This is a genomic window from Lysinibacillus sp. NPDC058147 (assembly GCF_042884205.1).
GTDB lineage: Bacteria > Bacillota > Bacilli > Bacillales_A > Planococcaceae > Lysinibacillus.
In genome coordinates, this window is sequence record NZ_JBHVUJ010000008.1 from 169,373 (window position 1) to 193,550 (window position 24,178).

36 protein-coding genes and 1 pseudogene are annotated in these 24,178 nt (G+C 38.3%); 34 read left to right on the forward strand and 3 right to left on the reverse strand.

All coding sequences use genetic code 11. The features are described from left to right. The 29 genes and pseudogenes from rplP (at position 1) to ACFVT8_RS20630 (ending at position 15,861) form a co-directional block, all read left to right on the forward strand. Positions 1-435, forward strand: a complete 435-nt coding sequence (rplP, locus tag ACFVT8_RS20490; RefSeq protein ID WP_010860599.1) for a 50S ribosomal protein L16 — start codon at positions 1-3, stop codon at positions 433-435. After that, positions 425-625 carry a 50S ribosomal protein L29 gene (gene rpmC / locus ACFVT8_RS20495; RefSeq protein ID WP_049662852.1) on the forward strand — a complete coding sequence of 67 codons (201 nt, stop codon included), beginning with the start codon at positions 425-427 and terminating at the stop codon, positions 623-625. The genes rplP and rpmC overlap by 11 nt, the downstream gene beginning before the upstream one ends. Positions 626-643: 18 nt before the next feature. Next, a complete protein-coding gene (gene rpsQ, locus ACFVT8_RS20500; RefSeq protein WP_053482810.1) occupies positions 644-907 on the forward strand; it encodes a 30S ribosomal protein S17 in 264 nt (87 codons plus the stop codon). A gap of 43 nt (positions 908-950) precedes the next feature. Beyond that, positions 951-1,319: a 50S ribosomal protein L14 gene (gene rplN / locus ACFVT8_RS20505; RefSeq protein WP_004233650.1), complete on the forward strand. Its 369-nt coding sequence runs from the start codon at positions 951-953 to the stop codon at positions 1,317-1,319. A 35-nt stretch (positions 1,320-1,354) separates the two neighbouring features. After that, complete coding sequence (gene rplX / locus ACFVT8_RS20510; protein ID WP_053482809.1) at positions 1,355-1,663, forward strand: 50S ribosomal protein L24; 309 nt, start codon at positions 1,355-1,357, stop codon at positions 1,661-1,663. Between the two features lie 27 nt (positions 1,664-1,690). Next, on the forward strand, positions 1,691-2,230 hold the full coding sequence (gene rplE / locus ACFVT8_RS20515; RefSeq protein ID WP_004233654.1) for a 50S ribosomal protein L5: 540 nt from the start codon (positions 1,691-1,693) through the stop codon (positions 2,228-2,230). Positions 2,231-2,251: 21 nt separating this feature from the next. Further along, positions 2,252-2,437, forward strand: coding sequence for a type Z 30S ribosomal protein S14 (locus tag ACFVT8_RS20520; RefSeq protein ID WP_004233656.1), 186 nt, complete (start codon positions 2,252-2,254; stop codon positions 2,435-2,437). Positions 2,438-2,466: 29 nt separating this feature from the next. Then, the gene (gene rpsH / locus ACFVT8_RS20525) at positions 2,467-2,865 is read left to right on the forward strand and encodes a 30S ribosomal protein S8 (RefSeq protein WP_008181717.1); all 399 of its coding nucleotides are present in this window, start codon (positions 2,467-2,469) and stop codon (positions 2,863-2,865) included. Positions 2,866-2,895: 30 nt separating this feature from the next. After that, a complete protein-coding gene (gene rplF, locus ACFVT8_RS20530) occupies positions 2,896-3,435 on the forward strand; it encodes a 50S ribosomal protein L6 (RefSeq protein WP_197142509.1) in 540 nt (179 codons plus the stop codon). A 32-nt stretch (positions 3,436-3,467) separates the two neighbouring features. Then, positions 3,468-3,827, forward strand: a complete 360-nt coding sequence (rplR, locus tag ACFVT8_RS20535) for a 50S ribosomal protein L18 (protein ID WP_387084998.1) — start codon at positions 3,468-3,470, stop codon at positions 3,825-3,827. Between the two features lie 21 nt (positions 3,828-3,848). Then, entirely contained in the window at positions 3,849-4,352 is a 504-nt protein-coding gene (rpsE, locus tag ACFVT8_RS20540) for a 30S ribosomal protein S5 (RefSeq protein WP_053482806.1), read from the forward strand. A gap of 13 nt (positions 4,353-4,365) precedes the next feature. Then, positions 4,366-4,548 carry a 50S ribosomal protein L30 gene (gene rpmD / locus ACFVT8_RS20545; protein WP_053482805.1) on the forward strand — a complete coding sequence of 61 codons (183 nt, stop codon included), beginning with the start codon at positions 4,366-4,368 and terminating at the stop codon, positions 4,546-4,548. Positions 4,549-4,582: 34 nt separating this feature from the next. Beyond that, positions 4,583-5,023: a 50S ribosomal protein L15 gene (gene rplO, locus ACFVT8_RS20550; RefSeq protein WP_010860592.1), complete on the forward strand. Its 441-nt coding sequence runs from the start codon at positions 4,583-4,585 to the stop codon at positions 5,021-5,023. Further along, positions 5,023-6,318: a preprotein translocase subunit SecY gene (gene secY / locus ACFVT8_RS20555; RefSeq protein WP_387085002.1), complete on the forward strand. Its 1,296-nt coding sequence runs from the start codon at positions 5,023-5,025 to the stop codon at positions 6,316-6,318. Before rplO ends, secY begins: the two co-directional genes overlap by 1 nt. Before the next feature lie 70 nt (positions 6,319-6,388). Continuing rightward, complete coding sequence (locus tag ACFVT8_RS20560; protein ID WP_387085004.1) at positions 6,389-7,042, forward strand: adenylate kinase; 654 nt, start codon at positions 6,389-6,391, stop codon at positions 7,040-7,042. 250 nt (positions 7,043-7,292) lie between these two features. Continuing rightward, a pseudogene (locus tag ACFVT8_RS20565) lies at positions 7,293-7,370 on the forward strand (type I methionyl aminopeptidase); the annotation flags it as partial. Between the two features lie 86 nt (positions 7,371-7,456). Further along, the gene (gene infA / locus ACFVT8_RS20570; RefSeq protein WP_004233690.1) at positions 7,457-7,675 is read left to right on the forward strand and encodes a translation initiation factor IF-1; all 219 of its coding nucleotides are present in this window, start codon (positions 7,457-7,459) and stop codon (positions 7,673-7,675) included. Between the two features lie 37 nt (positions 7,676-7,712). Continuing rightward, positions 7,713-7,826 carry a 50S ribosomal protein L36 gene (gene rpmJ / locus ACFVT8_RS20575; RefSeq protein ID WP_000868344.1) on the forward strand — a complete coding sequence of 38 codons (114 nt, stop codon included), beginning with the start codon at positions 7,713-7,715 and terminating at the stop codon, positions 7,824-7,826. Between the two features lie 24 nt (positions 7,827-7,850). Beyond that, on the forward strand, positions 7,851-8,216 hold the full coding sequence (gene rpsM / locus ACFVT8_RS20580) for a 30S ribosomal protein S13 (protein ID WP_053482802.1): 366 nt from the start codon (positions 7,851-7,853) through the stop codon (positions 8,214-8,216). A 25-nt stretch (positions 8,217-8,241) separates the two neighbouring features. Further along, complete coding sequence (rpsK, locus tag ACFVT8_RS20585; RefSeq protein ID WP_053482801.1) at positions 8,242-8,631, forward strand: 30S ribosomal protein S11; 390 nt, start codon at positions 8,242-8,244, stop codon at positions 8,629-8,631. A 139-nt stretch (positions 8,632-8,770) separates the two neighbouring features. Continuing rightward, a complete protein-coding gene (locus tag ACFVT8_RS20590; protein WP_004233733.1) occupies positions 8,771-9,715 on the forward strand; it encodes a DNA-directed RNA polymerase subunit alpha in 945 nt (314 codons plus the stop codon). A gap of 56 nt (positions 9,716-9,771) precedes the next feature. Continuing rightward, positions 9,772-10,152 (forward strand): 50S ribosomal protein L17, encoded by a 381-nt coding sequence (gene rplQ, locus ACFVT8_RS20595; RefSeq protein WP_012296051.1) that lies wholly within the window; start codon positions 9,772-9,774, stop codon positions 10,150-10,152. Between the two features lie 497 nt (positions 10,153-10,649). Beyond that, complete coding sequence (locus ACFVT8_RS20600) at positions 10,650-11,495, forward strand: energy-coupling factor ABC transporter ATP-binding protein (RefSeq protein ID WP_387085007.1); 846 nt, start codon at positions 10,650-10,652, stop codon at positions 11,493-11,495. Then, a complete protein-coding gene (locus ACFVT8_RS20605) occupies positions 11,471-12,343 on the forward strand; it encodes an energy-coupling factor ABC transporter ATP-binding protein (protein ID WP_387085009.1) in 873 nt (290 codons plus the stop codon). The genes ACFVT8_RS20600 and ACFVT8_RS20605 overlap by 25 nt, the downstream gene beginning before the upstream one ends. After that, entirely contained in the window at positions 12,340-13,137 is a 798-nt protein-coding gene (locus ACFVT8_RS20610) for an energy-coupling factor transporter transmembrane component T family protein (RefSeq protein ID WP_387085011.1), read from the forward strand. The genes ACFVT8_RS20605 and ACFVT8_RS20610 overlap by 4 nt, the downstream gene beginning before the upstream one ends. Positions 13,138-13,151: 14 nt before the next feature. After that, positions 13,152-13,892 (forward strand): tRNA pseudouridine(38-40) synthase TruA, encoded by a 741-nt coding sequence (gene truA, locus ACFVT8_RS20615; RefSeq protein ID WP_387085013.1) that lies wholly within the window; start codon positions 13,152-13,154, stop codon positions 13,890-13,892. Between the two features lie 390 nt (positions 13,893-14,282). Continuing rightward, the gene (gene rplM / locus ACFVT8_RS20620) at positions 14,283-14,720 is read left to right on the forward strand and encodes a 50S ribosomal protein L13 (RefSeq protein ID WP_004233742.1); all 438 of its coding nucleotides are present in this window, start codon (positions 14,283-14,285) and stop codon (positions 14,718-14,720) included. A 25-nt stretch (positions 14,721-14,745) separates the two neighbouring features. Next, positions 14,746-15,138, forward strand: a complete 393-nt coding sequence (rpsI, locus tag ACFVT8_RS20625; protein WP_004233744.1) for a 30S ribosomal protein S9 — start codon at positions 14,746-14,748, stop codon at positions 15,136-15,138. A gap of 372 nt (positions 15,139-15,510) precedes the next feature. Next, a complete protein-coding gene (locus ACFVT8_RS20630; RefSeq protein WP_387085015.1) occupies positions 15,511-15,861 on the forward strand; it encodes a hypothetical protein in 351 nt (116 codons plus the stop codon). 192 nt (positions 15,862-16,053) lie between these two features. Here the strand turns inward: ACFVT8_RS20630 and ACFVT8_RS20635 are convergent, their stop codons facing one another. Beyond that, positions 16,054-16,644, reverse strand: coding sequence for an ankyrin repeat domain-containing protein (locus ACFVT8_RS20635; protein ID WP_387085017.1), 591 nt, complete (start codon positions 16,642-16,644; stop codon positions 16,054-16,056). 476 nt (positions 16,645-17,120) lie between these two features. Here ACFVT8_RS20635 and ACFVT8_RS20640 point away from each other — a divergent pair, with 476 nt between their 5' ends. From ACFVT8_RS20640 to ACFVT8_RS20655, 4 genes are all read left to right on the forward strand, one after another. Then, positions 17,121-18,068: a DUF4822 domain-containing protein gene (locus tag ACFVT8_RS20640; protein WP_387085045.1), complete on the forward strand. Its 948-nt coding sequence runs from the start codon at positions 17,121-17,123 to the stop codon at positions 18,066-18,068. Between the two features lie 386 nt (positions 18,069-18,454). Further along, positions 18,455-19,405: a DUF4822 domain-containing protein gene (locus tag ACFVT8_RS20645; RefSeq protein ID WP_387085019.1), complete on the forward strand. Its 951-nt coding sequence runs from the start codon at positions 18,455-18,457 to the stop codon at positions 19,403-19,405. Between the two features lie 312 nt (positions 19,406-19,717). Beyond that, the gene (locus ACFVT8_RS20650; RefSeq protein WP_387085021.1) at positions 19,718-20,431 is read left to right on the forward strand and encodes an N-acetylmuramoyl-L-alanine amidase; all 714 of its coding nucleotides are present in this window, start codon (positions 19,718-19,720) and stop codon (positions 20,429-20,431) included. 71 nt (positions 20,432-20,502) lie between these two features. Beyond that, positions 20,503-21,558, forward strand: coding sequence for a P-loop NTPase (locus ACFVT8_RS20655; protein WP_387085023.1), 1,056 nt, complete (start codon positions 20,503-20,505; stop codon positions 21,556-21,558). A gap of 54 nt (positions 21,559-21,612) precedes the next feature. Here the strand turns inward: ACFVT8_RS20655 and gerD are convergent, their stop codons facing one another. Beyond that, positions 21,613-22,212 carry a spore germination lipoprotein GerD gene (gene gerD / locus ACFVT8_RS20660; RefSeq protein ID WP_387085025.1) on the reverse strand — a complete coding sequence of 200 codons (600 nt, stop codon included), beginning with the start codon at positions 22,210-22,212 and terminating at the stop codon, positions 21,613-21,615. A 152-nt stretch (positions 22,213-22,364) separates the two neighbouring features. Here gerD and ACFVT8_RS20665 point away from each other — a divergent pair, with 152 nt between their 5' ends. Continuing rightward, positions 22,365-23,039, forward strand: coding sequence for a KinB-signaling pathway activation protein (locus ACFVT8_RS20665; RefSeq protein WP_387085028.1), 675 nt, complete (start codon positions 22,365-22,367; stop codon positions 23,037-23,039). A gap of 177 nt (positions 23,040-23,216) precedes the next feature. Here the strand turns inward: ACFVT8_RS20665 and ACFVT8_RS20670 are convergent, their stop codons facing one another. Then, positions 23,217-23,876 (reverse strand): hypothetical protein, encoded by a 660-nt coding sequence (locus ACFVT8_RS20670; protein ID WP_387085030.1) that lies wholly within the window; start codon positions 23,874-23,876, stop codon positions 23,217-23,219. Positions 23,877-24,178 lie beyond the last annotated feature (302 nt).

The window sequence follows — 24,178 nt, forward strand, 5'->3', positions numbered from 1 at the left end:
ATGTTATTGCCTAAACGCGTAAAATACCGTCGTGAACACCGCGGAAACATGCGTGGCGAAGCGAAAGGCGGTAAAGAAGTATCTTTCGGCGAATGGGGCTTACAAGCTCAAACAGCTAGCTGGATTACTAACCGTCAAATCGAATCTGCACGTATCGCGATGACTCGTTACATGAAACGTGGCGGTAAAGTTTGGATTAAAATCTTCCCGCATAAACCTTACACTAAAAAACCTCTAGAAGTCCGCATGGGTTCTGGTAAAGGTTCTCCTGAAGGTTGGGTAGCAGTAGTAAAACCAGGAAAAGTAATGTTCGAAATCGCTGGTGTATCTGAAGAGATCGCACGTGAAGCACTTCGTTTAGCATCACATAAGCTTCCTGTTAAATGTAAGATCGTAAAACGTCAAGAAACTGGTGGTGAATCTAATGAAAGCTAATGAAATCCGTGACCTTGCCACTTCTGAATTAGAGTTAAAAGTGAAATCACTGAAAGAAGAGCTTTTCAACCTTCGCTTCCAATTGGCGACTGGTCAATTAGAAAACACAGCTCGTATTCGTGAAGTGCGTAAAGCAATCGCGCGTATGAAAACTGTTATTCGTGAAAGAGAAATCAGTGCAAATAACTGATAAAGGAGGTTTTCAAGTATGACTGAGCGTAATCAACGCAAAGTTTACACGGGCCGCGTTGTTTCAGATAAAATGGACAAAACTATTTCTGTTTTAGTTGAAACTCACAAAAAGCACAAGCTTTACGGTAAACGTGTAAAATACTCTAAAAAGTTTAAGGCTCATGATGAGTTAAACACAGCGAAAATCGGTGATATCGTACGTATCATGGAAACTCGCCCGCTATCAGCTACTAAACGTTTCCGTCTAGTTGAAGTTGTAGAAAAAGCGGTTATTATTTAATAACTATTTCGGAACAACCAATTTCCGAAGGGAGGTAACCTAAGTGATCCAACAAGAAAGTCGTATGAAAGTTGCTGACAACTCAGGTGCACGTGAAGTTCTTACAATTAAAGTCCTTGGTGGCTCTGGCCGTAAAACTGCTAACATCGGTGATATCGTTGTTTGTACAGTTAAGAAAGCAACACCAGGTGGCGTTGTTAAGAAGGGTGACGTTGTTAAAGCTGTTATCGTTCGTACTAAATCAGGCGTACGTCGTAAAGATGGTACGTACATCAAATTTGATGAAAATGCTTGTGTAATTATTCGTGATGATAAATCACCACGCGGAACTCGTATTTTCGGACCTGTTGCACGTGAATTACGTGACAGCAACTTCATGAAAATCGTTTCTCTAGCTCCAGAAGTTCTTTAATTTCATGATAGTGCCAATCAAGGAGGTGCGACAGCATGCATGTAAAAAAAGGTGACAAGGTTAAGGTTATCACTGGTAAGGATAAAGGCAAAGAAGGCGTTATTCTTGCTGCTTACCCTAAACAAGATCGTGTTCTTGTTGAAGGTGTGAACATCGTGAAAAAACACGTAAAACCTAACCAATTGAATCCACAAGGTGGAATTGTAAGCCAAGAGGCTGCAATTCACGTTTCGAACGTAATGCTAATCGATCCTAAATCTGGCGAGCCGACTCGTGTAGGTTATAAAATCGAAAACGGTAAAAAAGTTCGTGTTGCAAAAAAATCAGGTGCAGTAATCGACTAATTTCTATAAAAGAAGGGAGGTACACAAATGAGCCGCCTAAAAGAAAAATATTTAAATGAAGTTTCTCCTGCTCTTATGAGCAAGTTTGGATATAAATCAGTTATGCAATTGCCGAAAGTTGAGAAAATCGTTATCAACATGGGTGTTGGTGACGCAGTTCAAAACTCAAAAGCATTAGATGCAGCTGTAGAAGAATTAACAATTATCACTGGTCAAAAACCAGTAGTAACTAAAGCGAAAAAATCGATCGCAGGTTTCCGTCTACGTGAAGGTATGCCTATCGGTGCTAAAGTTACATTACGCGGTGAGCGTATGTATGAATTCTTGGACAAATTAATCTCAATTTCACTACCTCGTGTACGTGACTTCCGTGGTGTTTCTAAAAAAGCATTCGATGGTCGCGGTAACTACACTTTAGGTGTTAAAGAGCAATTAATTTTCCCAGAAATCGATTACGATAAAGTTTCAAAAGTACGCGGTATGGACATCGTGATCGTAACGACAGCGAATTCTGATGAAGAAGCTCGCGAGTTATTGACACAATTCGGTATGCCGTTCCAAAAGTAATTAAACAAGGAGGGCGAAAACGTGGCTAAAAAATCTATGATCGTTAAACAACAACGTAAGCAAAAGTTTAAAGTGCAAGAATATACACGTTGTGAACGCTGTGGCCGTCCACACTCTGTATATCGTAAATTTAAACTTTGCCGTATTTGTTTCCGAGAACTTGCATATAAGGGACAAATTCCTGGCGTGAAAAAAGCCAGCTGGTAATCCCCTAATTTGGGAAGGAGGTAAATGTAATGACAATGACTGATCCGATTGCAGATATGCTTACTCGCATTCGTAATGCGAACATGGTTCGTCACGAGAAGTTAGAAGTACCAGCTTCCAACGTGAAAAAAGAAATCGCTGAAATTTTAAAGCGTGAAGGTTTCGTACGTGACGTAGAATACGTGGAAGACAACAAACAAGGTATCATCCGTATCTTCTTAAAATACGGTAAAGATAACGAGCGTGTTATCACTGGTTTAAAACGTATTTCTAAACCTGGTTTACGAGTATATGCAAAAACAAATGAAGTGCCTAAAGTACTGAACGGTCTTGGTATCGCTTTAGTGTCAACTTCACAAGGTTTATTAACAGATAAAGAAGCTCGCGCTAAACAAGTTGGCGGCGAAGTTCTAGCATACGTTTGGTAATTAGCAATAAATGAATGGAGGTGCAACTAAATGTCTCGTGTAGGTAAAAAAATTATCGAGGTACCAGCTAACGTAACTGTTACTGTTGCAGCTGACAACACTGTTACTGTTAAAGGTCCTAAAGGCGAACTTGTTCGTTCTTTCCACCAAGATATGAAAATTGAGCAAGAAGGTAACGTAATCACAGTATCTCGTCCTTCTGACTCAAAAGAACACCGCACAAACCACGGTACAACTCGTGCGCTATTAGCGAACATGATTACTGGTGTTTCTGCAGGTTTCGAAAAATCATTAGAACTTATCGGTGTCGGTTACCGTGCGCAATTACAAGGTAAAAAACTTGTTCTTAACGTAGGTTATTCACATCCAGTTGAGTTCACACCTGAAGATGGTCTAGAAGTAGAAGTTCCTTCTAACACTAAAATCATCGTTAAAGGTATCAGCAAAGAACGCGTTGGCGCTCTTGCATCTAACATCCGTGACGTGCGTCCACCAGAGCCTTACAAAGGTAAAGGTATCCGTTACGAAGGCGAATACGTTCGTCGTAAAGAAGGTAAAACAGGTAAATAATGCTGCCTAGGCATTAGAAAGGAGTGACCCTTGTGATTACGAAACAAGATAAAAATCAGGTTCGTAAAAAACGTCATGCACGCGTACGTTCTAAAATTTCGGGTACTGCTGAGCGTCCACGCTTAAACGTATTCCGTTCTAACAAGAACATCTACGCTCAACTTATCGATGACGTAGCAGGCGTAACAATTGTTAGCGCATCTTCTCAAGAAAATGGTTTTGAAGCTGCTGGTAGCAATGTTGATGCTGCAACTAAAGTCGGTGAAACAATCGCAAAACGCGCTACGGAAAAAAATATTACTGCTGTAGTATTTGACCGTGGTGGTTACTTATATCATGGACGTGTAAAAGCTTTAGCTGAAGCTGCACGTGAAAATGGTTTACAATTTTAATAAAAAGGAGGGACACATTTCATGAGTCGAATTGACGCAAACAAACTTGGAGAACTTGAAGAACGCGTAGTTACTATTAACCGTGTTGCTAAAGTTGTTAAAGGTGGACGTCGCTTCCGCTTCACAGCATTAGTTGTTGTTGGCGATAAAAACGGTCATGTTGGTTTCGGTACTGGTAAAGCTCAAGAGGTGCCAGATGCTATCCGTAAAGCTGTTGAAGATGCGAAGAAAAACTTAATCGAAGTGCCACGCGTAGGTGGAACAACTCCACACTTAGTGCAAGGTCGCTTTGGTGCAGGAGAAATCCTAATTAAACCTGCTGCTCCTGGTACAGGAGTTATCGCTGGTGGTCCAGTACGTGCCGTACTTGAACTTGCTGGTATTACTGATATTCTTTCAAAATCTCTTGGAACTAACACACCAATCAATATGGTGCGTGCAACTATTCAAGGTTTAACTGAATTAAAACGCGTAGAGGACGTAGCTAAATTACGTGGTAAATCAGTGGAAGAAATATTAGGATAAGGGGGGAAAGATAATGGCTAACAAATTAGAAATCACCCTTACAAAATCTGTGATTGGTTCTAAACCTGCGCAACGTAAAACAATCGAAGCTCTAGGTTTACGCAAATTACACCAAACTGTTGAGAAAGCTGATAATGCAGCAACTCGCGGTATGATCGATGTAGTAGCTCACTTAGTTACTGTAAAAGAAAACTAATTTTTAATTAACGAACAAGGAGGTGCCATCCTATATGAAACTTCATGAGTTAAAACCAGCAGAAGGTTCCCGTAAAGTACGTAACCGCGTAGGTCGCGGTATCGGTTCTGGTAACGGTAAAACTGCAGGTAGAGGTCATAAAGGTCAAAACTCTCGTTCTGGTGGCGGTGTACGCCCAGGATTCGAAGGTGGTCAAAACCCTTTATTCCGTCGTTTACCGAAACGCGGCTTTACTAACATTAACCGTAAAGAGTACGCGATCGTTAATCTTGACACATTAAATCGTTTTGAAGATGGTGCAGAGGTAACAACTGCATTATTACTTGAAACAGGTTTAGTGAGCAATGAAAAAGCTGGAATTAAAGTTCTTGGAAACGGAACTCTTAACAAAAAGCTTACAGTAAAAGCTCATAAATTCTCAGCTTCGGCTAAAGAAGCAATTGAAAATGCCGGCGGAACTACTGAGGTGATTTAATGTTTCAGACGATCTCTAACTTTATGCGTGTTCGAGATATACGAAATAAAATCATTTTTACTCTTTTAATGTTAATCGTTTTCCGTATTGGTACGTTTGTACCAGTACCAAACGTTGACGCTAATGTATTAAAGGCAACTGATGAGTTCAGTCTCGTTGGTTTCCTGAATACTTTTGGCGGTGGTGCTTTAAAGAACTTCTCTATCTTTGCGATGGGAATTTATCCTTACATCACTGCTTCAATCATTGTTCAGTTATTGCAAATGGACGTAGTACCGAAATTTGCTGAGTGGGCAAAGCAAGGTGAAGTCGGAAGACGAAAACTTGCTCAATTTACTCGTTACTTTACAATTATTCTTGCCTTTATCCAATCATTTGCAATGTCATTTGGCTTTAATAGAATGTATGGCGGATCATTGATTAAAGAAGAAGGAATTTTAACATATGTTACAATTTCCATTGTATTAACAGCGGGTACAGCATTCCTAGTATGGCTTGCTGAACAAATTACTGCACATGGCGTTGGAAATGGTATTTCTATTGTAATTTTCGCAGGTATTACTGCGGCATTACCGAATGCCATTAACCAAATCTATGCACAGCAAATCGAGGGTGCTGGTGATAAACTATTTATCAATCTAGTGATTCTTGGATTGCTTGTTTTAGTTATGCTTGCAGTTGTTGTTGGAGTTATCTACGTGCAACAAGCACTACGTAAAATTCCAATTCAATATGCTAAACGAGTTACTGGGCGCAACCAACAAGCAGGTGCTCAACAAACGCATTTACCGTTAAAAGTAAATGCTGCAGGGGTTATTCCGGTAATCTTTGCATCAGCGTTTCTGACGACACCACGTGTATTAGCTCCATTCTTTGGTGATGGTCCTGTATCAACATTCATTGAACACACGTTTGATTATAATAATCCTGTTGGGATGATTATTTACGTTGTATTGATCATCGCTTTCACATATTTCTATGCATTCGTACAAGTGAATCCAGAAAATGTGGCAGATAACTTGAAAAAGCAAGGTGCTTACATTCCGGGTATTCGTCCGGGTGAAAGTACTCAAACGTATTTAACAAGCGTGTTATATCGTCTGACATTTGTCGGTGCGATGTTCTTAACTGTTATTGCAGTAATGCCGATGATTATCATGAACTTTATGAATCTACCTGCCACAGTGCAGATCGGTGGTACTGGTATTATTATCGTAGTCGGCGTAGCGCTCGAAACGATGAAACAGCTAGAATCTCAACTTGTTAAACGTCACTACAAAGGCTTTATGAAGTAATGTTGGTTTTTAGGGAACGTTCTATCGTTTCCTGAAATCAGCAAACCTTTTGTGGGAGGAATATTTCCGTATGAATATCGTTTTAATGGGTCTGCCAGGTGCTGGTAAAGGTACTCAGGCAGATAAAATTGTTGAGAAGTACGCGATTCCTCATATTTCTACAGGCGATATGTTCCGTGCTGCTATTAAAGATGGTACAGAACTAGGCTTACAGGCTAAATCGTTTATGGATCAAGGTGCTCTAGTACCGGATGAAGTAACGATTGGTATTGTTCGTGAACGACTTGCTAAACCTGATTGTGAAAAGGGCTTCTTATTAGATGGGTTCCCACGTACTGTTCCTCAAGCTGAAGCTTTAGACAGCATCCTTGCTGATCTTGGCAAAGCTATTGAACATACAATTAACATCCAAGTTGAAAAAGATGAGCTAGTTGCTCGTCTATCAGGTCGTCGTATTTGTAAAACTTGTGGTACATCTTATCACCTAATTTTCAATCCTCCAGCTGAGGAAGGAAAATGTGATAAAGATGGTGGCGAGCTTTATACACGTGCGGACGATAATCCTGAAACGGTTGCAAACCGTCTGGAAGTAAATATGAAACAAGCACAACCTTTACTTAACTACTATGAAGTAAAAGGTGTGTTAACAAATATAGATGGACAGCAAGATATTAACAAAGTGTTTGCTGATCTTGATGCTCTATTACAGGGCAGCCGCAGCTGATACCCGGCTCCGGGCGCAGAATACTGTTTCCGCGGGAGGCATGCGGGAGCAACAACGAAACATAATTTTTTTGAGAGTTGCAAAAGCATATTGTGCCCGGTATATATTTCTTTTAAAAAGTGCAACATTACTTTTGAAAGAGTATAATGGGTTTCGTGGAAGCATCTGTGTAAACGGGTATGAATATCTCATCCAAGACATTCCGGTATTCGTGTAAACATCGGAGTTTCAGTGCCCTTAATGGTTCTGTGTATTCCGTGGATTGTGTGAAGCGAAACCAGACGAGCGTCTTTCAAACATCTCTCATACAATCCAAACATATGTTGAAACGAGGTTGCTTCTATAGTTGCAGCAGATATCCGTTTGATGTAACGATGAGAACTTTAATTTGCATATAGAGAGGAGACAGAGTAGATGGCGAAAGATGATGTAATTGAAGTCGAAGGAACAGTTGTTGAGACTTTGCCAAACGCGATGTTTAAGGTAGAATTAGAAAATGGACATGTGATTTTAGCACACGTATCTGGTAAGATTCGTATGCACTTTATCCGCATTCTACCTGGAGATAAGGTTACTATCGAATTATCTCCTTATGATTTAACTCGCGGTCGTATCACATACCGTTTTAAATAATCTTTTGCGCTCCGGACTACTAAGGAGGTTAGGTTAGATGAAAGTGAGACCATCTGTGAAACCGATCTGCGAAAAATGTAAAGTAATTCGCCGACGCGGTAAAGTAATGGTAATCTGTGAAAATCCTAAACACAAACAAAAACAAGGATAATTCTAAAGGAGGTGCACAACGTACATGGCACGTATTGCTGGTGTTGACATTCCTCGCGACAAACGCGTGGTAATTTCATTAACTTACATTTACGGTATTGGTAAAACTACAGCTCAGAAAGTATTAGCTGACGCAGGTATTTCAGAAGATACACGCGTACGCGACTTAACTGAAGATGAGTTAAACAAAATCCGTGAACAATTAGACACATACAAACTTGAAGGTGACTTACGTCGCGAAACTTCATTAAATATCAAACGTCTGATGGAAATCGGTTCATTCCGTGGTATCCGTCACCGTCGTGGTTTACCTGTTCGTGGTCAAAATACGAAGAACAATGCGCGTACGCGTAAAGGTCCTCGTAAAACAGTTGCGAACAAGAAAAAATAATAAGTAAAGGAGGTTCCTTCTTAACATGGCTCGTAAACAACAAACTCGTAAACGTCGTGTGAAAAAGAATATCGAATCTGGTATCGCACACATTCGTTCTACATTTAACAATACAATCGTAACGATTACAGATATGCAAGGTAACGCTGTATCTTGGTCAAGTGCTGGTGCTCTTGGTTTCCGTGGTTCACGTAAATCTACACCATTCGCTGCTCAAATGGCTGCAGAAACTGCTGCTAAAGCATCCCTTGAACATGGTCTAAAAACGTTGGAAGTAACTGTTAAAGGTCCTGGCGCAGGACGTGAAGCTGCAATTCGTGCACTTCAAGCTGCTGGTTTAGATGTAACTGCTATTAAAGACGTTACTCCAGTTCCTCATAACGGTTGCCGTCCGCCAAAACGTCGTCGCGTGTAATGGGTGCGTCTCATATTGTATGAGAACATCATTTTTTGTACAGACTGTCTTGTGCAGATAATAAACGATACGTCAATGACGATCGAATCTATGATGGAAAGAACCTATACATTTGATGTTTTGAAGGAGGGTAAATAAAATGATCGAAATTGAAAAACCAAAGATTGAAACGGTGGAGATCAGCGAAGATTCCAAATATGGAAAGTTTGTTGTAGAACCGCTTGAACGCGGATATGGAAACACTTTGGGTAATTCTTTACGTCGTATCCTTCTGTCTTCATTACCAGGAGCTGCTGTCACTTCAATTCAAATTGACGGTGTTCTTCACGAATTCTCAACTGTAGAAGGCGTTGTAGAGGATGTAGCTTCAATTATTTTGAACGTGAAAAAACTAGCTCTTAAAATCTACTCTGACGAAGAAAAAGTTATTGAGATTGATGTAAAAGGCGATGGTACAGTTACAGCTGCTGACATTACACATGACAGTGATGTAGAAATTTTAAACCCGGATCTATATATTGCAACAATCGCTAAAAACGGTCATTTACGTATGCGTATGTACGCTCAACGCGGCCGTGGTTACACTCCTGCTGATCAAAACAAACGTGAGGATCTTCCTATCGGCGTGATCCCGATCGACTCTATTTACACTCCAGTATCACGCGTCAATTTCCAAGTGGAAAATACTCGTGTAGGTCAGTCTTCTGACTACGATAAACTTTCTCTTGATGTGTGGACAGATGGTAGCATCGGTCCGAAAGAGGCGATTTCGCTCGGAGCAAAAATTTTAACCGAGCATCTAAACATCTTCGTGGGCATGACAGATGAGGCACAAACTGCTGAAATCATGGTCGAAAAAGAAGAAGATCAAAAAGAAAAAGTTTTAGAGATGACTATCGAAGAACTTGATCTTTCTGTTCGTTCTTATAACTGCTTAAAACGCGCTGGTATTAACACAGTACTAGAACTTGCGAATAAGTCAGAAGACGACATGATGAAAGTTCGTAACCTTGGACGTAAGTCACTAGAAGAAGTAAAAGCGAAGTTAGAAGAGCTTGGTTTAGGATTACGCAAAGAAGACTAAGCGATTTAAACAAAACTTATAAGATCAGATATTTTTTATAAAGGAGGGAAACATCCATGGGTTACAGAAAACTTGGTCGTACAAGTTCTCAACGTAAAGCGATGTTACGTGACTTAGCTACTGATTTAATCATCAACGAGCGTATCGAAACTACTGAGGCTCGCGCTAAAGAAGTACGTAAAGCTGTTGAAAAAATGATTACTTTAGGTAAACGCGGAGATTTACACGCACGCCGTCAAGCTGCTGCATTCATCCGTCGTGAACTAGTAACAACTACTGATGCAGAAGGTAACGAAACAACTTCATTTGCACTTCAAAAGTTATTTGATGATGTTGCACCACGTTATGCAGAACGTCAAGGTGGTTACACTCGTATTCTTAAAGTAGGTCCTCGTCGTGGTGACGGTGCACCTGTTGTTGTGATTGAATTAGTTTAATCATAAGAGAAGACAAGTGGTGAAGAGGGTGGAACCACCACCCTCTTTCTTTATAAACGATTTATACGACAAATAATTAAGCTGAGCGTTATGATGAGCGGACACTGTTGTGTGGCGTCTCGTTTAGCTCTCCGCACCTCATTCAGAGGGAACAAGGGCTTGAGCACCCGTGTTTCTTGAAAATGTAACGACTAGCGCATTTCTATCGAATGAGGTGCGCGCTTTTTTATTTTTTAGGGAAGTATGATAGCGCCAATGCAATGGTGCTTTTTTTTATATTCTCGTTTTTTAATAGCGATCGCAAGAATATTTGGGGTGCCTTACTCCAATATTTTGATGTATTCTATAAATTATATTTATTACTATATTTCAAGTGAAATAAAAGAAAAGTGGTTTTAGCACTTTTCTTTTATCGACATACTGATTGTAGTAGAATTCATACATAAAAAAGTGTAAGTTAGTTAGTAGAGCTGAGCATGTAGAGAGGAGTTCTAGAAATGCCAGAAATTTTATCATTAAATAATGTGACATTTTCATATACACCAGAAGAAAAAGAAAGCCGCAATGCTGTTGAAGATGTAAGCTTTGCAGTACAGGAAGGAGAATGGATTGCCATTGTTGGCCATAACGGCTCTGGTAAATCCACCATTGCAAAGCTTATGAATGGTTTACTTTACCCACAACAGGGTGATGTTCGTATTTTACGTGAACCATTAAGTGAAGAAAACCTATGGGAAAGTCGCTCACAGATGGGCATGGTTTTTCAAAACCCAGACAATCAATTTGTTGGAGCGACAGTCCAAGATGATGTTGCTTTTGCTCTTGAAAATAATGGAGTACCGTTTGAAGAGATGGTAGAACGCGTACATGCGGCACTAGAACAAGTAAAAATGAGTGATTTTTTGGATCATGAGCCACATCATTTATCAGGTGGGCAAAAGCAGCGTGTTGCCATTGCAGGCGCACTTGCTATGAAGCCTAAGCTCCTTATTTTAGATGAGGCAACGTCTATGCTAGATCCCCAAGGGCGTGCTGAGGTATTACAAACAGTTCAAACTTTGCGTGCTGAAACAGGGTTAACAGTAATATCTATTACGCATGATTTAGAGGAAGCGATGCTTGCAGATCGTGTTCTCTTCATGAATGATGGAAAGAAATTTGCTGAGGGTACACCTGCTGAAATTTTTACTCTAGGGGACAAGCTAGTTGAGTTTGGGCTAGATTTGCCATTTGCCATGAAGTTATCAAAGTTATTGCAAAAGGAAGGTGTTCCGTTAATGGGGCAACATATGACAGAAGAAGAGTTGGTGAATGATATATGGACATCAAACTTCAACAAGTAAGCTATGCCTATTCACAAGGTACACCTTTTGAAAAACGTGCATTATTCGATGTAGATTTTGAAATTCCTTCACACACGTATCAAGCAATTATCGGGCATACGGGTTCCGGTAAATCGACAATTCTTCAGCATTTTAATGCACTTCTAAGACCAACTTCTGGGGAAGTACATATTGGGGATCGCATTGTTGTAGCTGGAAAAAAGGCGAAGAATTTAAAGGCTGTACGTCAAAAGGTTGGTATTGTGTTTCAATTCCCGGAGCATCAATTATTTGAAGAAACCGTATTAAAGGATATTATGTTTGGTCCTATGAATTTTGGTGTATCGGAGCAAGAGGCTGAAGCGCGAGCAAAAGAGCTTATAGCCTTAGTTGGTTTACCAGAGAACGTACTTGAAAAATCACCTTTTGATTTATCGGGTGGACAAATGCGCAGGGTTGCAATTGCTGGTGTTTTAGCGATGGAACCTGAAGTTATTGTTTTAGATGAACCAACTGCAGGTCTTGATCCACGTGGCCAGAAAGAAATTATGGATATGTTTTATAAGCTACACAAGGAACGTGGTCTAACGACGATTCTCGTTACGCACAGTATGGAGGACGCAGCTCGTTATGCAGACAATATTGTCATTATGCATGAAGGGAAAAATGTACTAAGTGGCATACCACAGGAAATTTTCAAAGATGTAGAGACATTAAAAAATTACCGCTTAGAACCACCTCGTATCGTACGTTTTCAACAAAAAATCGAAAAAATGATAAACAAAACCTTTTCAAAGATATGCTTAACCGAGGAAGAGCTGGCCACTGAAATTGCTCGAGTGCTAAGAGAGGAGCGTGGACAGTCATGATGGAGAAAATGATATTTGGACGCTTCCTTCCAGGAGATTCTCCAGTTCATAAGCTCGATCCACGATCAAAGCTTATATTTGTGTTTGCATTCATTATTATTGTTTTTTTAGCAAACAACACAGTGACATATGCCTTGCTATTGGCATTTACTTTACTTATTGTGCTAGTATCACGTATTCGGCTGTATTTTTTAATTAATGGTCTAAAGCCAGTACTTTTTTTAATGGCATTTACCTTCTTGATTCATATATTTATGACGAAAGAAGGTGCCCCAGTATTTGAGTGGAAGTTTATCACGATCTATGAGGAAGGTATCCGACAAGGGATATTTATTTCGATACGTTTCCTAGTTCTAGTGTTTATGACATCTATCTTAACGCTTACAACGTCTCCGATTTCCATTACTGATGGCATTGAAGTACTGCTAAATCCATTAAAAGCGGTGAAAGTACCTGTACATGAGTTAGCTCTAATGATGTCTATTTCATTACGCTTTATTCCAACGTTAATGGATGAAACAGATAAAATTATGAAAGCGCAAATGGCACGTGGTTCGGATTTATCTTCTGGACCAATAAAGGATCGTATTAAAGCGGTTGTGCCATTACTGGTACCTCTCTTTGTAAGTGCTTTTAAACGAGCAGAGGACTTAGCAACAGCTATGGAAGTAAGAGGCTACCGTGGAGGCGAAGGGCGTACAAGATATCGCAAGTTAAAATGGGATATGAGTGATACATTTTCACTTGTGTTATTAGTAGCAATGGCCGTATTACTATTCTTCTATAGAAGTTAAAAGGAGTAAGCTTTATGCGACGATTAAAAGCAATTATAAGTTATGATGGAACACAATTTTCTGGTTATCAAGTACAGCCTGGAGAGCGCACAGTACAGGCAGAGCTTGAGCGCGTTCTAGCTATTATGCATAAAGGGGAAAAGATAAAGGTAACAGCTAGTGGACGTACAGATGCAAGGGTGCATGCAACAGGTCAAACTTTGCATTTTGATTCACCACTCGCGATTCCGGTAGATAAATACATGAAGGCACTGAATGTTCAACTGCCAAGAGATATTCGGGTAATGTCGATTGAAGAAGTTGCTGCAGACTTTCATGCGCGCTACAGTGTAACTGGGAAGCAGTACCGGTATATATGGTCATGTGAGCATGTACAGAGTCCATTCCGCCGGCATTACACTGTTGAGACAAATGGCGTGAAACCGAATGTTGAGGCAATGCAGGAGGCAGCAAAAGCTATTATCGGTACCCATGATTTTTCATGCTTTTGTGCAGCCAATACAAGTGTCAAAGATAAGGTGCGCACAGTAACTTCACTGCAATTTGAATGGTATGGTGAAGAGCTTCATATGGTGATTGAAGGAAATGGCTTCTTATATAATATGGTACGTATTATCGCGGGTACACTTTGGGAAGTTGGTATAGGACGTCGTGACATTGAGAATGTTGAGTTAGTCGTTCAATCTATGAATCGCGATAAAGCGGGCAAGACTGCACCGCCACAAGGTCTGTATCTTGAGAAAGTATTCTATTAAAATGACTTATCCAAAGTTGGGCAATGTCATTTTGTTTAATGTATATCATGAGGATAAGTTGATTGGAGGAGACTGGACGCCCCCAGAAAAGCGCTCAGTCGGAACGGAAATAAACCCCTCGTTTTGGTGAGGAGCCATTATAATGTTAAGAAATTTTTGACACGAAATAACATTATATTTTAAAAATGAAGGCTAATAAAAGCCCCAATTTAACCAATAAATGAATCTGAACAACTTCTCCAGGTGTTTATTGAAATTGCTTGACTTTAAAAGTCATTCATTATATGATAACAGATGGTATTTTCATTACCACCACAAATAAGCCCCGAAAACTTATAGTGTAGTTTAATGAAAAATAACGGTAATCGAATCGATTAGGAGGATATATACATGCGTACAACATTCATGGCTAAAGGTCACGAAGTAGACCGTAAATGGCTAGTAGTTGATGCAGAAGGCCAAACTCTTGGACGTTTAGCTTCTGAAGTAGCTGCTATCTTACGTGGTAAACATAAACCAACATTCACACCAAACGTTGACACAGGTGATCATGTAATCATCATCAACGCTGACAAAATCCATTTAACTGGTAACAAATTAGAGGGTAAACTTTACCGTCACCATACTCAATTTGCGGGTGGTTTAAAAACTCGTACTGCTGGTGAAATGTTAGATAAGTACCCAACAAGAATGATCGAATTAGCAGTTAAAGGTATGCTTCCTAAAAACTCTTTAGGTCGCAAAATGTTCACTAAACTTAACGTTTATACTGGAACAGAGCATCCACATGCTGCACAAAAACCAGAAGCATACGAGCTTCGCGGATAATATAAATTAAGAGGAGGATATTACTTTGGCACAAGTTCAATACATCGGCACTGGTCGCCGTAAAAGCTCTGTAGCTCGCGTACGTTTAGTACCAGGTACAGGTAAAATTGTTATCAACAAACGTGAAATCGAAGAATACGTACCATTCGCTGCATTACGTGAAGTAATTAAGCAACCATTAGTAGCTACTGAAACTACAGGAAGCTATGATATCCACGTAAACGTTAACGGTGGTGGATACACTGGTCAAGCTGGTGCAGTACGTCACGGTATCGCTCGTGCTCTACTTCAAGTAGACCCAGATTTCCGTGCTGCATTAAAATCTGCTGGATTACTTACTCGTGATTCACGCATGAAAGAACGTAAAAAACCAGGTCTACGCGGCGCTCGTCGTGCACCTCAATTCTCAAAACGTTAATCGTTGTTATATCAACGTTTACAAGCCCTTTCTCGAATTTTCGAGAAGGGGTTTTTTTATGCGCACTCGGCATGCGTATGAACTATAGGGTGGAAGTCCTAAACCCCGAAGACAGAAGTAGAGGTTGCCAAGAGCAAGGGTGTCCGTAGCGACGCAGAATCTGAAGAACGCTGGAGGAGAAACACCGGTACTAGGAACAAGCATCTCATATAAGGCTAAGTAGCTATAATTTATTTTCAAATGGTTTAATACAGGATATAGTAGAACGATAGGATAATGAACGGATTCCTCAATCTGACTTAAAAGAATGGTTGGAGAAAAATTTATGGTTAATATTAAAAGAGTCATAATTCTTTTGAAAGGGTGATCATAATGAAAATGATTTATATTTATCCAAAATTAGCAATGGGGTTTAGGGGATTTGCAACAGGTTTAGATAGAGAAGGATTCTTTTTGAAAAAAAAGTCAACGAGACTAAGAAAAAGTATTGAAATTTCTTTGAAAGAAAATAATTTGAGTTCTTTTAACGTAGAAGTTACTCATGGGTATGAATCTCCAGAGGAATTATTAGAAAATGATGGCGTTTTGGTTTTGATTTCTCCATACTTAAAAAGTTTACTTGGTCACATTGATTTTTCTAAAAGTGGATACTATCTTTTATCAGAGGCAGAATATAATTCGGAAAATATTGACAACATCTTAAAGTATATAAAAGCACTATAAATCTATAAAACGCATATGATTAAATAAAACGAAAACAATCTTTGGAGTTACTCCATAGATTGCTTTTCATTATTATTAAAATCCTTCGCCGCATAAAATTGGCGATGAAGTTCGCGAACCTGCACCGAAAGCTCAGGAACAGGACCAACTATTACAGTATCACGTATAATAGTTGAAACCTCCTCAATCAGCTTACTCCATTACTTTTTTTAAAATCCTTTCAATTTCATGGAACCTTCGTTTTTTTGCATGCTGTAAAGGTGAGACCCCATCTCGATCCCCAATATTAATATCTGCACCGTGGTCAACTAATAGCTGTACGATTTCTATATGCTTCTTTCCACCATCGCCTAAAATGACTGCTTCTAATAAGGCTGTCCAATGTAAATTATTAATATGATTGACATCAATATCTGAATGGGTAAGTAGCTCCCGTACAACTTCGACATGTCCTCGCTCTGAAGCAGGAATAATAGCTACGCCTCCAAATCTGTTTGTAAGCTTTGTATCAGCACCAGCTTCAATTGCGAGTTTAAGTATATCAAGATATCCTGAGGCACCTGCATGCAGAAGTACATTTTCTAAATTGTTGTCTCGAATATTAATATCAGCACCAGATTGAATAAGTGCTTTTACAGTTTCTTTCTTATTGTTATAAGTTGCTGCTAAAACTGCTGTTCTTCCATGCTTATCAGTTGCGTTAATGTCTGCTCCATCTCGAAGAAGTGTCAAAACTTTATCAGTCTCACCATTCATAGCCAAAGTAATCAGTTGTTGGTTCATCTCTTTCACCCTCTTTTCTTTGTTAGAGGAATTCGAATCTCACATAGTGAGTATTGCCCCTATTCGTTTTTTCGCTTTATAGAAATATGGTAGCATGAAGATATTTAAACGAAAATATCTAAATAGTAAGATTTGTATGTTAAAGCGGAAATTAAAACTCGTCATAGACGAGTTTTTTTTTGTTCAATTTTCGTATTTTCAATTTAAATTATTAAAATTATTTTTGGATAATTTTATATTTTTTTAAGGAATTATTTAGAGGGAGTTTAACATTCAATATTAATATTGTTTTCAATGAGACATCAAACCAATTAGAAAGGATGATTTGCAGGTTAATTTGTGTAGGAACTATAACTTGAACTGTTGCTACTTTCTTTTAATTTCATCTAACTTAGGAAGGTTTGGCACAACTAAATATTAATAAAAAATGGAGGTAAAGAGATATGAAAAAATTATTAATAGTATCTGTTGCAACAATGGCTCTTCTTGCAGCTTGTCAAGATAAGGAGCCAGCAAAGAAAAATGATGCTGAAAGTGCGGAAGTAAAAACTGAGAGTGCTGCAACAGGAAACAAAAAGCAGGAACAAGCGGTAGAACAGTTAACAAAAGGACAAGAAATGGCTACCGTTCTTAGCGGCACAAACTGGCAAGGGACAAAGGTTTACGATAAAGAAAATAATGACTTAACAGCGGAGAACACGAATTTTATTGGTTTAGCAAAATATGATGTTGAAACAGGTCACTATGAATTCTTTGATGCCGCAACAGGCGAAAGTCGAGATGACAAAGGGACATTCTTTATCACAAATGATGGGAAGAACAGAATATTAATTTCTGAATCAAAAAATTATCAAGCGGTTGTGGAAATTACAGAGCTAAATAACAATATCTTTACTTATAAAAGGATGGGGAAAGATAAGGAAGGTAACGATGTAGAAGTTTTTGTTGAGCATGTTCCTTATACTGATAAAGAGCTTGCGTTTACTGATCCTGTTAAAACTTTAGATGCTACTACAGATGATATTGTAAAAGACGTGGATGGCGATAAAATTTTAGCAGATACATTATGGCATGGAACTGTTGTATTAGATGAAGATGGTAATGATGTAACGGAGTTTAATAAGAACTTCATTAGTATCGCAAAATTTGATGCAGACACGAATAAATATGAATTCTTTAACCCTGAAACAGGTGAAAGTCGTGGAGACTATGGTTATTTTGATATAATCCACGGAAATAAAATTAGAGCCCATGTTTCAATTGGCGATAATAAATATGGTGTAGCACTTGAAATCACTGAGCTTAATAATAAGAAATTTACGTATAAGAGAACAGGCAAAGACAAAGATGGTAATGATATAACTGTATTTGTAGAGCATGAACCATATGAAGGTGAATATAATCCAGAATTCACACTAAAATAAATTGCTATTTCCTCTGATAAAATAAAGTGAAAAAACAGCGTTAGTCCTTTAATGGGCTAATGCTGTTTTTGGGTAGAAGAAATATTTTAACTTCTTTCAGCAAATGTTTTAAGTAACGAAAGTGAAACGGCAGTTACAAATGTTTTAAGTAACGAAAGTGAAACGGCAGTTAGGAATGCTTTGGTAGCGACCGGTACAGAAGTATGCCGCCCGAGGCATAATTGATTTAACTAACGACGCAATCAATTTTTTCCCTCCATATGATAATCAATAGCACTTTTATTAAAGTAATGTGTATTTTACGTGGAAATGGCGATACTGCTTTTAGGTTGTTATTTCTTAAAAGGCTTTGGTTTAAAAAATTTTTGAAAAACGGAGGTCAATATATGAAAAGGTTATTAATAGTATCACTTGCAGCAGTGGCACTTCTTGGCGCATGTCAAAATAAAACTGACGTGAAAAAAACTGAAGAAGTAAAAACGGGAAATAATGCAGATCAAAGACAGGTAGAAATAACAAAAGGTCAAGCAAATGCTCAAATTCTCAGTAGTACAGATTGGCAAGCCACAAAAATTTACGATAAAAACAATAAAGATTTAACAGCAGAGAATTCAAATTTAATGGGCCTTGCGAAATATGATGGCGATTCAGGACGCTATGAATTCTTCGATCCAAATACAGCTGGAAGCATCGACGATAAAGGAGTATTCTTTATTACGAATGACGGAAAGCATAGAATTTTGATTTCGGAAACGAAGAATTACCAAGAAGTAGCGGATATTACTAAGCTAACAAATAATATGTTTACTTATAAACGAATGGGGAAAGATGCAAATGGTAGCGATATAGAGGTATTTGTTGAGCATACTCCTTATAAGGAAAAACACCTAACATTTACGGCACCAGATAAAAAATTAAATCAGTCTACAGGCACTATTGTTAAGGATGTGGATGGAGATAAAATTTTAGCTGGTACGCTTTGGCAAGGAACGGTTGTATTAGATGCAAACAAAAATGATGTAACACAATATAATACAAATTTTATTAGCATTGCGAAATATGATGCTAATACGAATAAATATGAATTTTTCAATCCTGAAACAGGTAAAAGTCGTGGTGACTATGGATACTTTAATGTGATCGATGGAAATAAATTAAGAGCTCATGTTTCGATTGGTGAAAATAAATATGGGGTTGTGCTCGAAATTACTGAGCTAAATAATAAGAAATTCACATATATCAGAACTGGTAAAGATAAAGACGGTAAGGATATAACAGTATTCGTTGAGCATGAACCTTATACAGGTAACTTTAAACCAGAATTTACACTAAAATGAAAATTAACGGCTTTAGTCCTTGTATTAAAAAAGGATTAATGCCGTTTTATCATAACTAAACAAGTATCTTCCACTATAAATTCAAACTCCTAATTTTAACTTCTTGTAGCGGATGTCTAAACATCCGCTACAAAGAAGTTAAAGCCTTCAGCGGATGTCAGGAATCGAAAATGAGTTCTTGGTGCGAGTACAAAGTAGATTCCAGACACAATTATGCCGAGGCATAATTGATTACTTGAGAGTTTTTTTTACTTTCTGGCATAGTTCAATCACTAACTTCGTACACTATTTGTAAAAGGGTGGTGGATATGGGTGAAGCGCTGGCTTGCACTAGGAGTAATTATGCTAATGAGTATAGTGGTCGTGGCATATGAAACGAATGCTTCGAACCGTAACTTCTTCTTACCGGACCCACTTGGTGGCGTAAAAATTGTCATTGATGCGGGACACGGTGGTCAGGATGGAGGTGCTTCAAAGGGCGAAGTAATTGAAAAGGATATTACACTTGCAATTGCTCAGCATGTGGAGAAGCAATTAAAGAAAAAAGGCGCAACAGTTGTAATGACTCGAACTAAAGATGGAGATGTTATTGATGAGCACGCGTCATCAGAAAAGTTTGGGACATTGAGAGAACGAAAAAAGCAGGACATCTTTTTAAGAAAAGACATAGTAGAAAAAGAAAAACCGGATCTTTTTATTACAATTCATGCAAATGCCATTCCTGAAACAAAGTGGCGTGGTGCACAGGTGTTTTATCATAAAGAAGGACATGCTGAAAGTGAATTACTGGCAAAGAGCATTCAAGACTCCATTCGCACTAATTTGAAAAATACAGATCGTGAAGCGATGTCTATAAAACAAATATATTTACTGAAAAAAGCTGAAGTACCTGCTGCACTAGTAGAAACAGGGTTTATAAGTAATGATGAGGAACGCGCACTGTTAACCGATAAGAAATACCAAGAAAAAATGGGAGATGCCATTGTTGAAGGTATAGAAGAGTATTTATTAGCTAAAATTGAATAGAGCAACTACACAACGAAAATCAAGTCATTATGATATACTAACATTGAGATAATATAAGGGGAGTGTTCGTCGTGATAACTGAACAACAAGTACGAGAAATACTAGGACAACTACAAGATCCATTTTTACATAAATCATTTGCAGAAACAAACGGTATTACAAACGTAGCGATAAAAGAAGAGAAGAATCATGTCAGTGTAAAAATTGCGATTGCTAAAACAAATACACCTGAACAATTACAGCTACAAATGAAAATTGTTGATGTTTTGAAAGAAGCGGGTGCAAATACAGTTGGTATTCGTTTCGAAGAGCTGTCAGCAGAAAAACTACAGAGCTTCCGTGGCGTAGCAACTGAGGCTGAGGCACAAGATATTTTATCTCCACTCAGCACAGTACAAGTTATTTCAATTGCCTCTGGTAAAGGCGGTGTAGGGAAATCTACAGTATCAGTTAACTTAGCTGTTGCTTTAGCTCGTCTAGGTAAGAAGGTTGGCTTAATTGATGCTGATATTTATGGGTTCAGTGTGCCTGATATGATGGGTGTTACAGATATGCCCAAAGTGGTAGATAATCGAATTTTCCCTGTTGATCGTTTAGGTGTGAAAATGATTTCAATGGGCTTCTTTGTTGAAAACAATGCACCAATTGTATGGCGTGGACCAATGTTAGGTAAAGTGTTAGATCAGTTCTTCCGTGATGTAGAATGGGGTGAGCTAGACTATCTCCTATTGGATTTACCACCAGGTACAGGTGACGTTGCATTAGATATTCACCAAATGCTTCCTTCATCAAAAGAAATTGTCGTAACAACACCACATCCAACAGCAGCATTCGTTGCAGCTCGTGCAGGTGCAATGGCTTTACAAACAGACCATGAAATTTTAGGTGTTATTGAAAATATGGCATGGTATGAATCGAAATCAGGTGACCGTGAATTCGTATTCGGTCAAGGCGGAGGCCCTAAGTTAGCAGAAGAACTACGTACAGAGCTGCTTGGTCAAATTCCTCTTGGACAGCCTGACTGGTCAGAAGAAGATTTTGCACCTTCTGTTTATGCTGAAAAACACACTACAGGCCAAATTTATTTAGACATCGCGACGAGCATCATCAATAAATTAAATAATTAATAAAACGGATTTCCTCGAACAATAGAGGAAATCCGTTTTTGCATATATTAAGTTTTACTCAGAGCCTTTTTGTGCATTCCCTTCACCACTGCCACCAGGTTCTTTTTTACCGCCACCAGCTTTAGCTGCTTCGCCGCCGCTTTTCCTAATAAGCTCCTGCCATTTTGATTGCATAAGCGGACTTTCAATCGTTTCTTTAACGATCTCCTCCGTTTGTTTTCTCATATTGGAGGATTTTAGAATAGTCTCTAACTGCTTTTGCATATCTGGCTGACCAAAGAAAGCCTCCATATCTTTTTGGAAAGAAGGGTCTTTTATTAATTCCTTCATAATATCCTGTTGTTGCTTTTGCATACTTTTAGCTACAGTTTCCTTAAACTTCGGATCTTCGAATGTTTTCTTCCAAAAATCTTCGGCTTCTTTGGAAAGCAAGGTAGCTTCAGTAGCTTTCTTCACTTCATCATGCTCCAAAACCAATAATTCACGGAAACTTGGTTCCTCTAAAAGTTTTCGCAAAGCCTTTTTACCATCCTCGGTTTGTAATGAGTCGATCATTATTTTTTTTATTTCATCATAGGACATGGTAGAGGCTTTATCTTGTGAACAGGCGGAAAGAAAAAGCATTAGAATTAGTAGTAAGAAAAATTTTCGCATCAATCATCAGTCCTTTCTATAAATAGACTCTTTCAATTATTGTTCACATTTATGATGACTTTATGTATTGGTTACGATGAGAAATAGCTTTTTTAACAATGCATTGTTAAAATAAGTACAGATATAATTGAGAAATTGGGGGACTTTTAGTTGTGACGATACGAAATTGGGCAAAGTTTTTCTTCTTTGCAATGCTCGTTGGTGGCGCAGTCAACGGAATTTGCAGTTTATTTATTCGATGGGACTTCTTCCAACCATACATAACAAACGGTCACTGGGGTGAATTTATTGCCGGGCTTTTATGGATGGTTTTCTTAGGGTTTACAATGAGTGTTATTGCACAAGCGGGCTTTTTTGCTTATTTAACACTCCATCAAGTGGGAGTAAATATTTTTAGAACACTTACATTATGGAATTGGGTACAGCTATTATTAATTGCTTTTACTATTTTTGATATTATATTCTTCCGCTTTATACCAGGTGTAAAAGATGGACAAAGCTGGTTATTCTATGTTGGTTTGTTAGTTGTATTACTATTAGGCGCCATAGTAACAGCCATTCAAAAAGTAAAATTAACAGGGAAAAAACATGTTTTCATTTCAGCTTTATTTTTTATGATTGTCGTTACAACTCTGGAATGGACAATTGCATTAATGGGTCGAGATGAAAATATTAACGAGTATGTTGCACTATTACTATTCCCATTACTAGCTGTAAACGCTTATCAATTATTAGTATTACCAAAATATAATGCAAAATCCGAGGAAGATCGTCAAAAATTAGAAGCACGCCGTAAAGCGCGTCGTGAACAAGTAAAAAACGCATAATAAAAAAGAAGTTGCCTCTATGTAGTTGGAGGCAACTTCTTTTTTATCCCGCATTAACGGGCAGTAATTACCGAAAGTAAAGATGATAGGTGGGAAATCAACGGCTCGTAAAAGCCCGATTGGTGAAGACAAATAATCAGTGGGGATGAAGAAAACCCCACTGATTAAAGTTTCACTTTAGGGTGATTTTTTAGTTTGAACTTTATAGCCGAATATATTTTCCTCAATCGACATAAATTTATTTTGTTGTAGAAATGTATTCAGCTCTTTAAACGAGATTTTATTATTTTGGTGTAAAGACATAAAAACAAAATCTCCCTTTTGTAATTTAGGTGCCTTTTCACCTTTCCAGATGAGAGAGGGAGAAAGTATATTCATCTGCTGTTGAAATAAGTTGCTTTGTAAATCTTTAGAATACTGGTGATTTCGTGTTGCAAACCATAGTGGTGTTTCTTGAAATTGCTTTTCGTAAATATTAATATCTTTTTGAACGAGGGCAAGATCAATTGGCTTTTCCACTGAATCCTCAGGCCCTAATAATCCTGTAGGTAGTTTTCGCTCTTGAATGACTTTTAGGTGTTCAGGTGAACGTTCAATCCATGCAGCATCTAATAATAGAAGCGGATAAGGTTCTTTTACAGTTTTAAGCCAGTCCAATAGGTTTTCATCAGAGAAAGAAATTTCGACAATAAGTGATGTACCATAATGTCCTTTTGTTACAACTGCTGGGGCATCAGCGATGTTAAATACAGAAATCATAGTAGAGTTTATCGGTTTTATAAAGACAAACAGTATTACGATTAAAATCAGTGAAATCAACGTTTTACGAACCATCATAACAACCTCGTTTCTATCATTTTTAAACGAAAAAATAAAGTTCCTAAAAAAACTTATGATTTAGTGTTGACTTTCATGAATAATCGATGTTATTATGTATAAGTCGCCAAGAGGTGACGCAGTAATTGAAAAAATGAACCTTGAAAACTGAACAAGCAAAACGTAATCAATAAAGTTTTTAGTAGCTAACCTTGAGTTGGTGAACGGAACACAATTTTGGACATCAAACATGATGCCAGCAAAACAATTTGAGCTAATCAAATTTCTTTTATGGAGAGTTTGATCCTGGCTCAGGACGAACG

Coding starts and splice junctions, on each gene's coding strand:
- truA (WP_387085013.1), top strand. CDS start 13,152: ATGCGACGATTAAAAGCAATTATAAGTTATGATGGAACACAATTTTCT.
- rplP (WP_010860599.1), top strand. CDS start 1: ATGTTATTGCCTAAACGCGTAAAATACCGTCGTGAACACCGCGGAAAC.
- rplM (WP_004233742.1), top strand. CDS start 14,283: ATGCGTACAACATTCATGGCTAAAGGTCACGAAGTAGACCGTAAATGG.
- gerD (WP_387085025.1), bottom strand. CDS start 22,212: ATGCGAAAATTTTTCTTACTACTAATTCTAATGCTTTTTCTTTCCGCC.
- ACFVT8_RS20645 (WP_387085019.1), top strand. CDS start 18,455: ATGAAAAGGTTATTAATAGTATCACTTGCAGCAGTGGCACTTCTTGGC.
- rplX (WP_053482809.1), top strand. CDS start 1,355: ATGCATGTAAAAAAAGGTGACAAGGTTAAGGTTATCACTGGTAAGGAT.
- ACFVT8_RS20560 (WP_387085004.1), top strand. CDS start 6,389: ATGAATATCGTTTTAATGGGTCTGCCAGGTGCTGGTAAAGGTACTCAG.
- rpsE (WP_053482806.1), top strand. CDS start 3,849: ATGAGTCGAATTGACGCAAACAAACTTGGAGAACTTGAAGAACGCGTA.
- rpsQ (WP_053482810.1), top strand. CDS start 644: ATGACTGAGCGTAATCAACGCAAAGTTTACACGGGCCGCGTTGTTTCA.
- ACFVT8_RS20630 (WP_387085015.1), top strand. CDS start 15,511: ATGAAAATGATTTATATTTATCCAAAATTAGCAATGGGGTTTAGGGGA.
- rplQ (WP_012296051.1), top strand. CDS start 9,772: ATGGGTTACAGAAAACTTGGTCGTACAAGTTCTCAACGTAAAGCGATG.
- infA (WP_004233690.1), top strand. CDS start 7,457: ATGGCGAAAGATGATGTAATTGAAGTCGAAGGAACAGTTGTTGAGACT.
- ACFVT8_RS20600 (WP_387085007.1), top strand. CDS start 10,650: ATGCCAGAAATTTTATCATTAAATAATGTGACATTTTCATATACACCA.
- rplF (WP_197142509.1), top strand. CDS start 2,896: ATGTCTCGTGTAGGTAAAAAAATTATCGAGGTACCAGCTAACGTAACT.
- ACFVT8_RS20640 (WP_387085045.1), top strand. CDS start 17,121: ATGGCTCTTCTTGCAGCTTGTCAAGATAAGGAGCCAGCAAAGAAAAAT.
- ACFVT8_RS20635 (WP_387085017.1), bottom strand. CDS start 16,644: ATGAACCAACAACTGATTACTTTGGCTATGAATGGTGAGACTGATAAA.
- rpsK (WP_053482801.1), top strand. CDS start 8,242: ATGGCTCGTAAACAACAAACTCGTAAACGTCGTGTGAAAAAGAATATC.
- secY (WP_387085002.1), top strand. CDS start 5,023: ATGTTTCAGACGATCTCTAACTTTATGCGTGTTCGAGATATACGAAAT.
- rpsM (WP_053482802.1), top strand. CDS start 7,851: ATGGCACGTATTGCTGGTGTTGACATTCCTCGCGACAAACGCGTGGTA.
- ACFVT8_RS20610 (WP_387085011.1), top strand. CDS start 12,340: ATGATGGAGAAAATGATATTTGGACGCTTCCTTCCAGGAGATTCTCCA.
- ACFVT8_RS20670 (WP_387085030.1), bottom strand. CDS start 23,876: ATGATGGTTCGTAAAACGTTGATTTCACTGATTTTAATCGTAATACTG.
- rpmC (WP_049662852.1), top strand. CDS start 425: ATGAAAGCTAATGAAATCCGTGACCTTGCCACTTCTGAATTAGAGTTA.
- rpmJ (WP_000868344.1), top strand. CDS start 7,713: ATGAAAGTGAGACCATCTGTGAAACCGATCTGCGAAAAATGTAAAGTA.
- ACFVT8_RS20590 (WP_004233733.1), top strand. CDS start 8,771: ATGATCGAAATTGAAAAACCAAAGATTGAAACGGTGGAGATCAGCGAA.
- rpsH (WP_008181717.1), top strand. CDS start 2,467: ATGACAATGACTGATCCGATTGCAGATATGCTTACTCGCATTCGTAAT.
- ACFVT8_RS20605 (WP_387085009.1), top strand. CDS start 11,471: ATGGACATCAAACTTCAACAAGTAAGCTATGCCTATTCACAAGGTACA.
- rpmD (WP_053482805.1), top strand. CDS start 4,366: ATGGCTAACAAATTAGAAATCACCCTTACAAAATCTGTGATTGGTTCT.
- rplE (WP_004233654.1), top strand. CDS start 1,691: ATGAGCCGCCTAAAAGAAAAATATTTAAATGAAGTTTCTCCTGCTCTT.
- rplO (WP_010860592.1), top strand. CDS start 4,583: ATGAAACTTCATGAGTTAAAACCAGCAGAAGGTTCCCGTAAAGTACGT.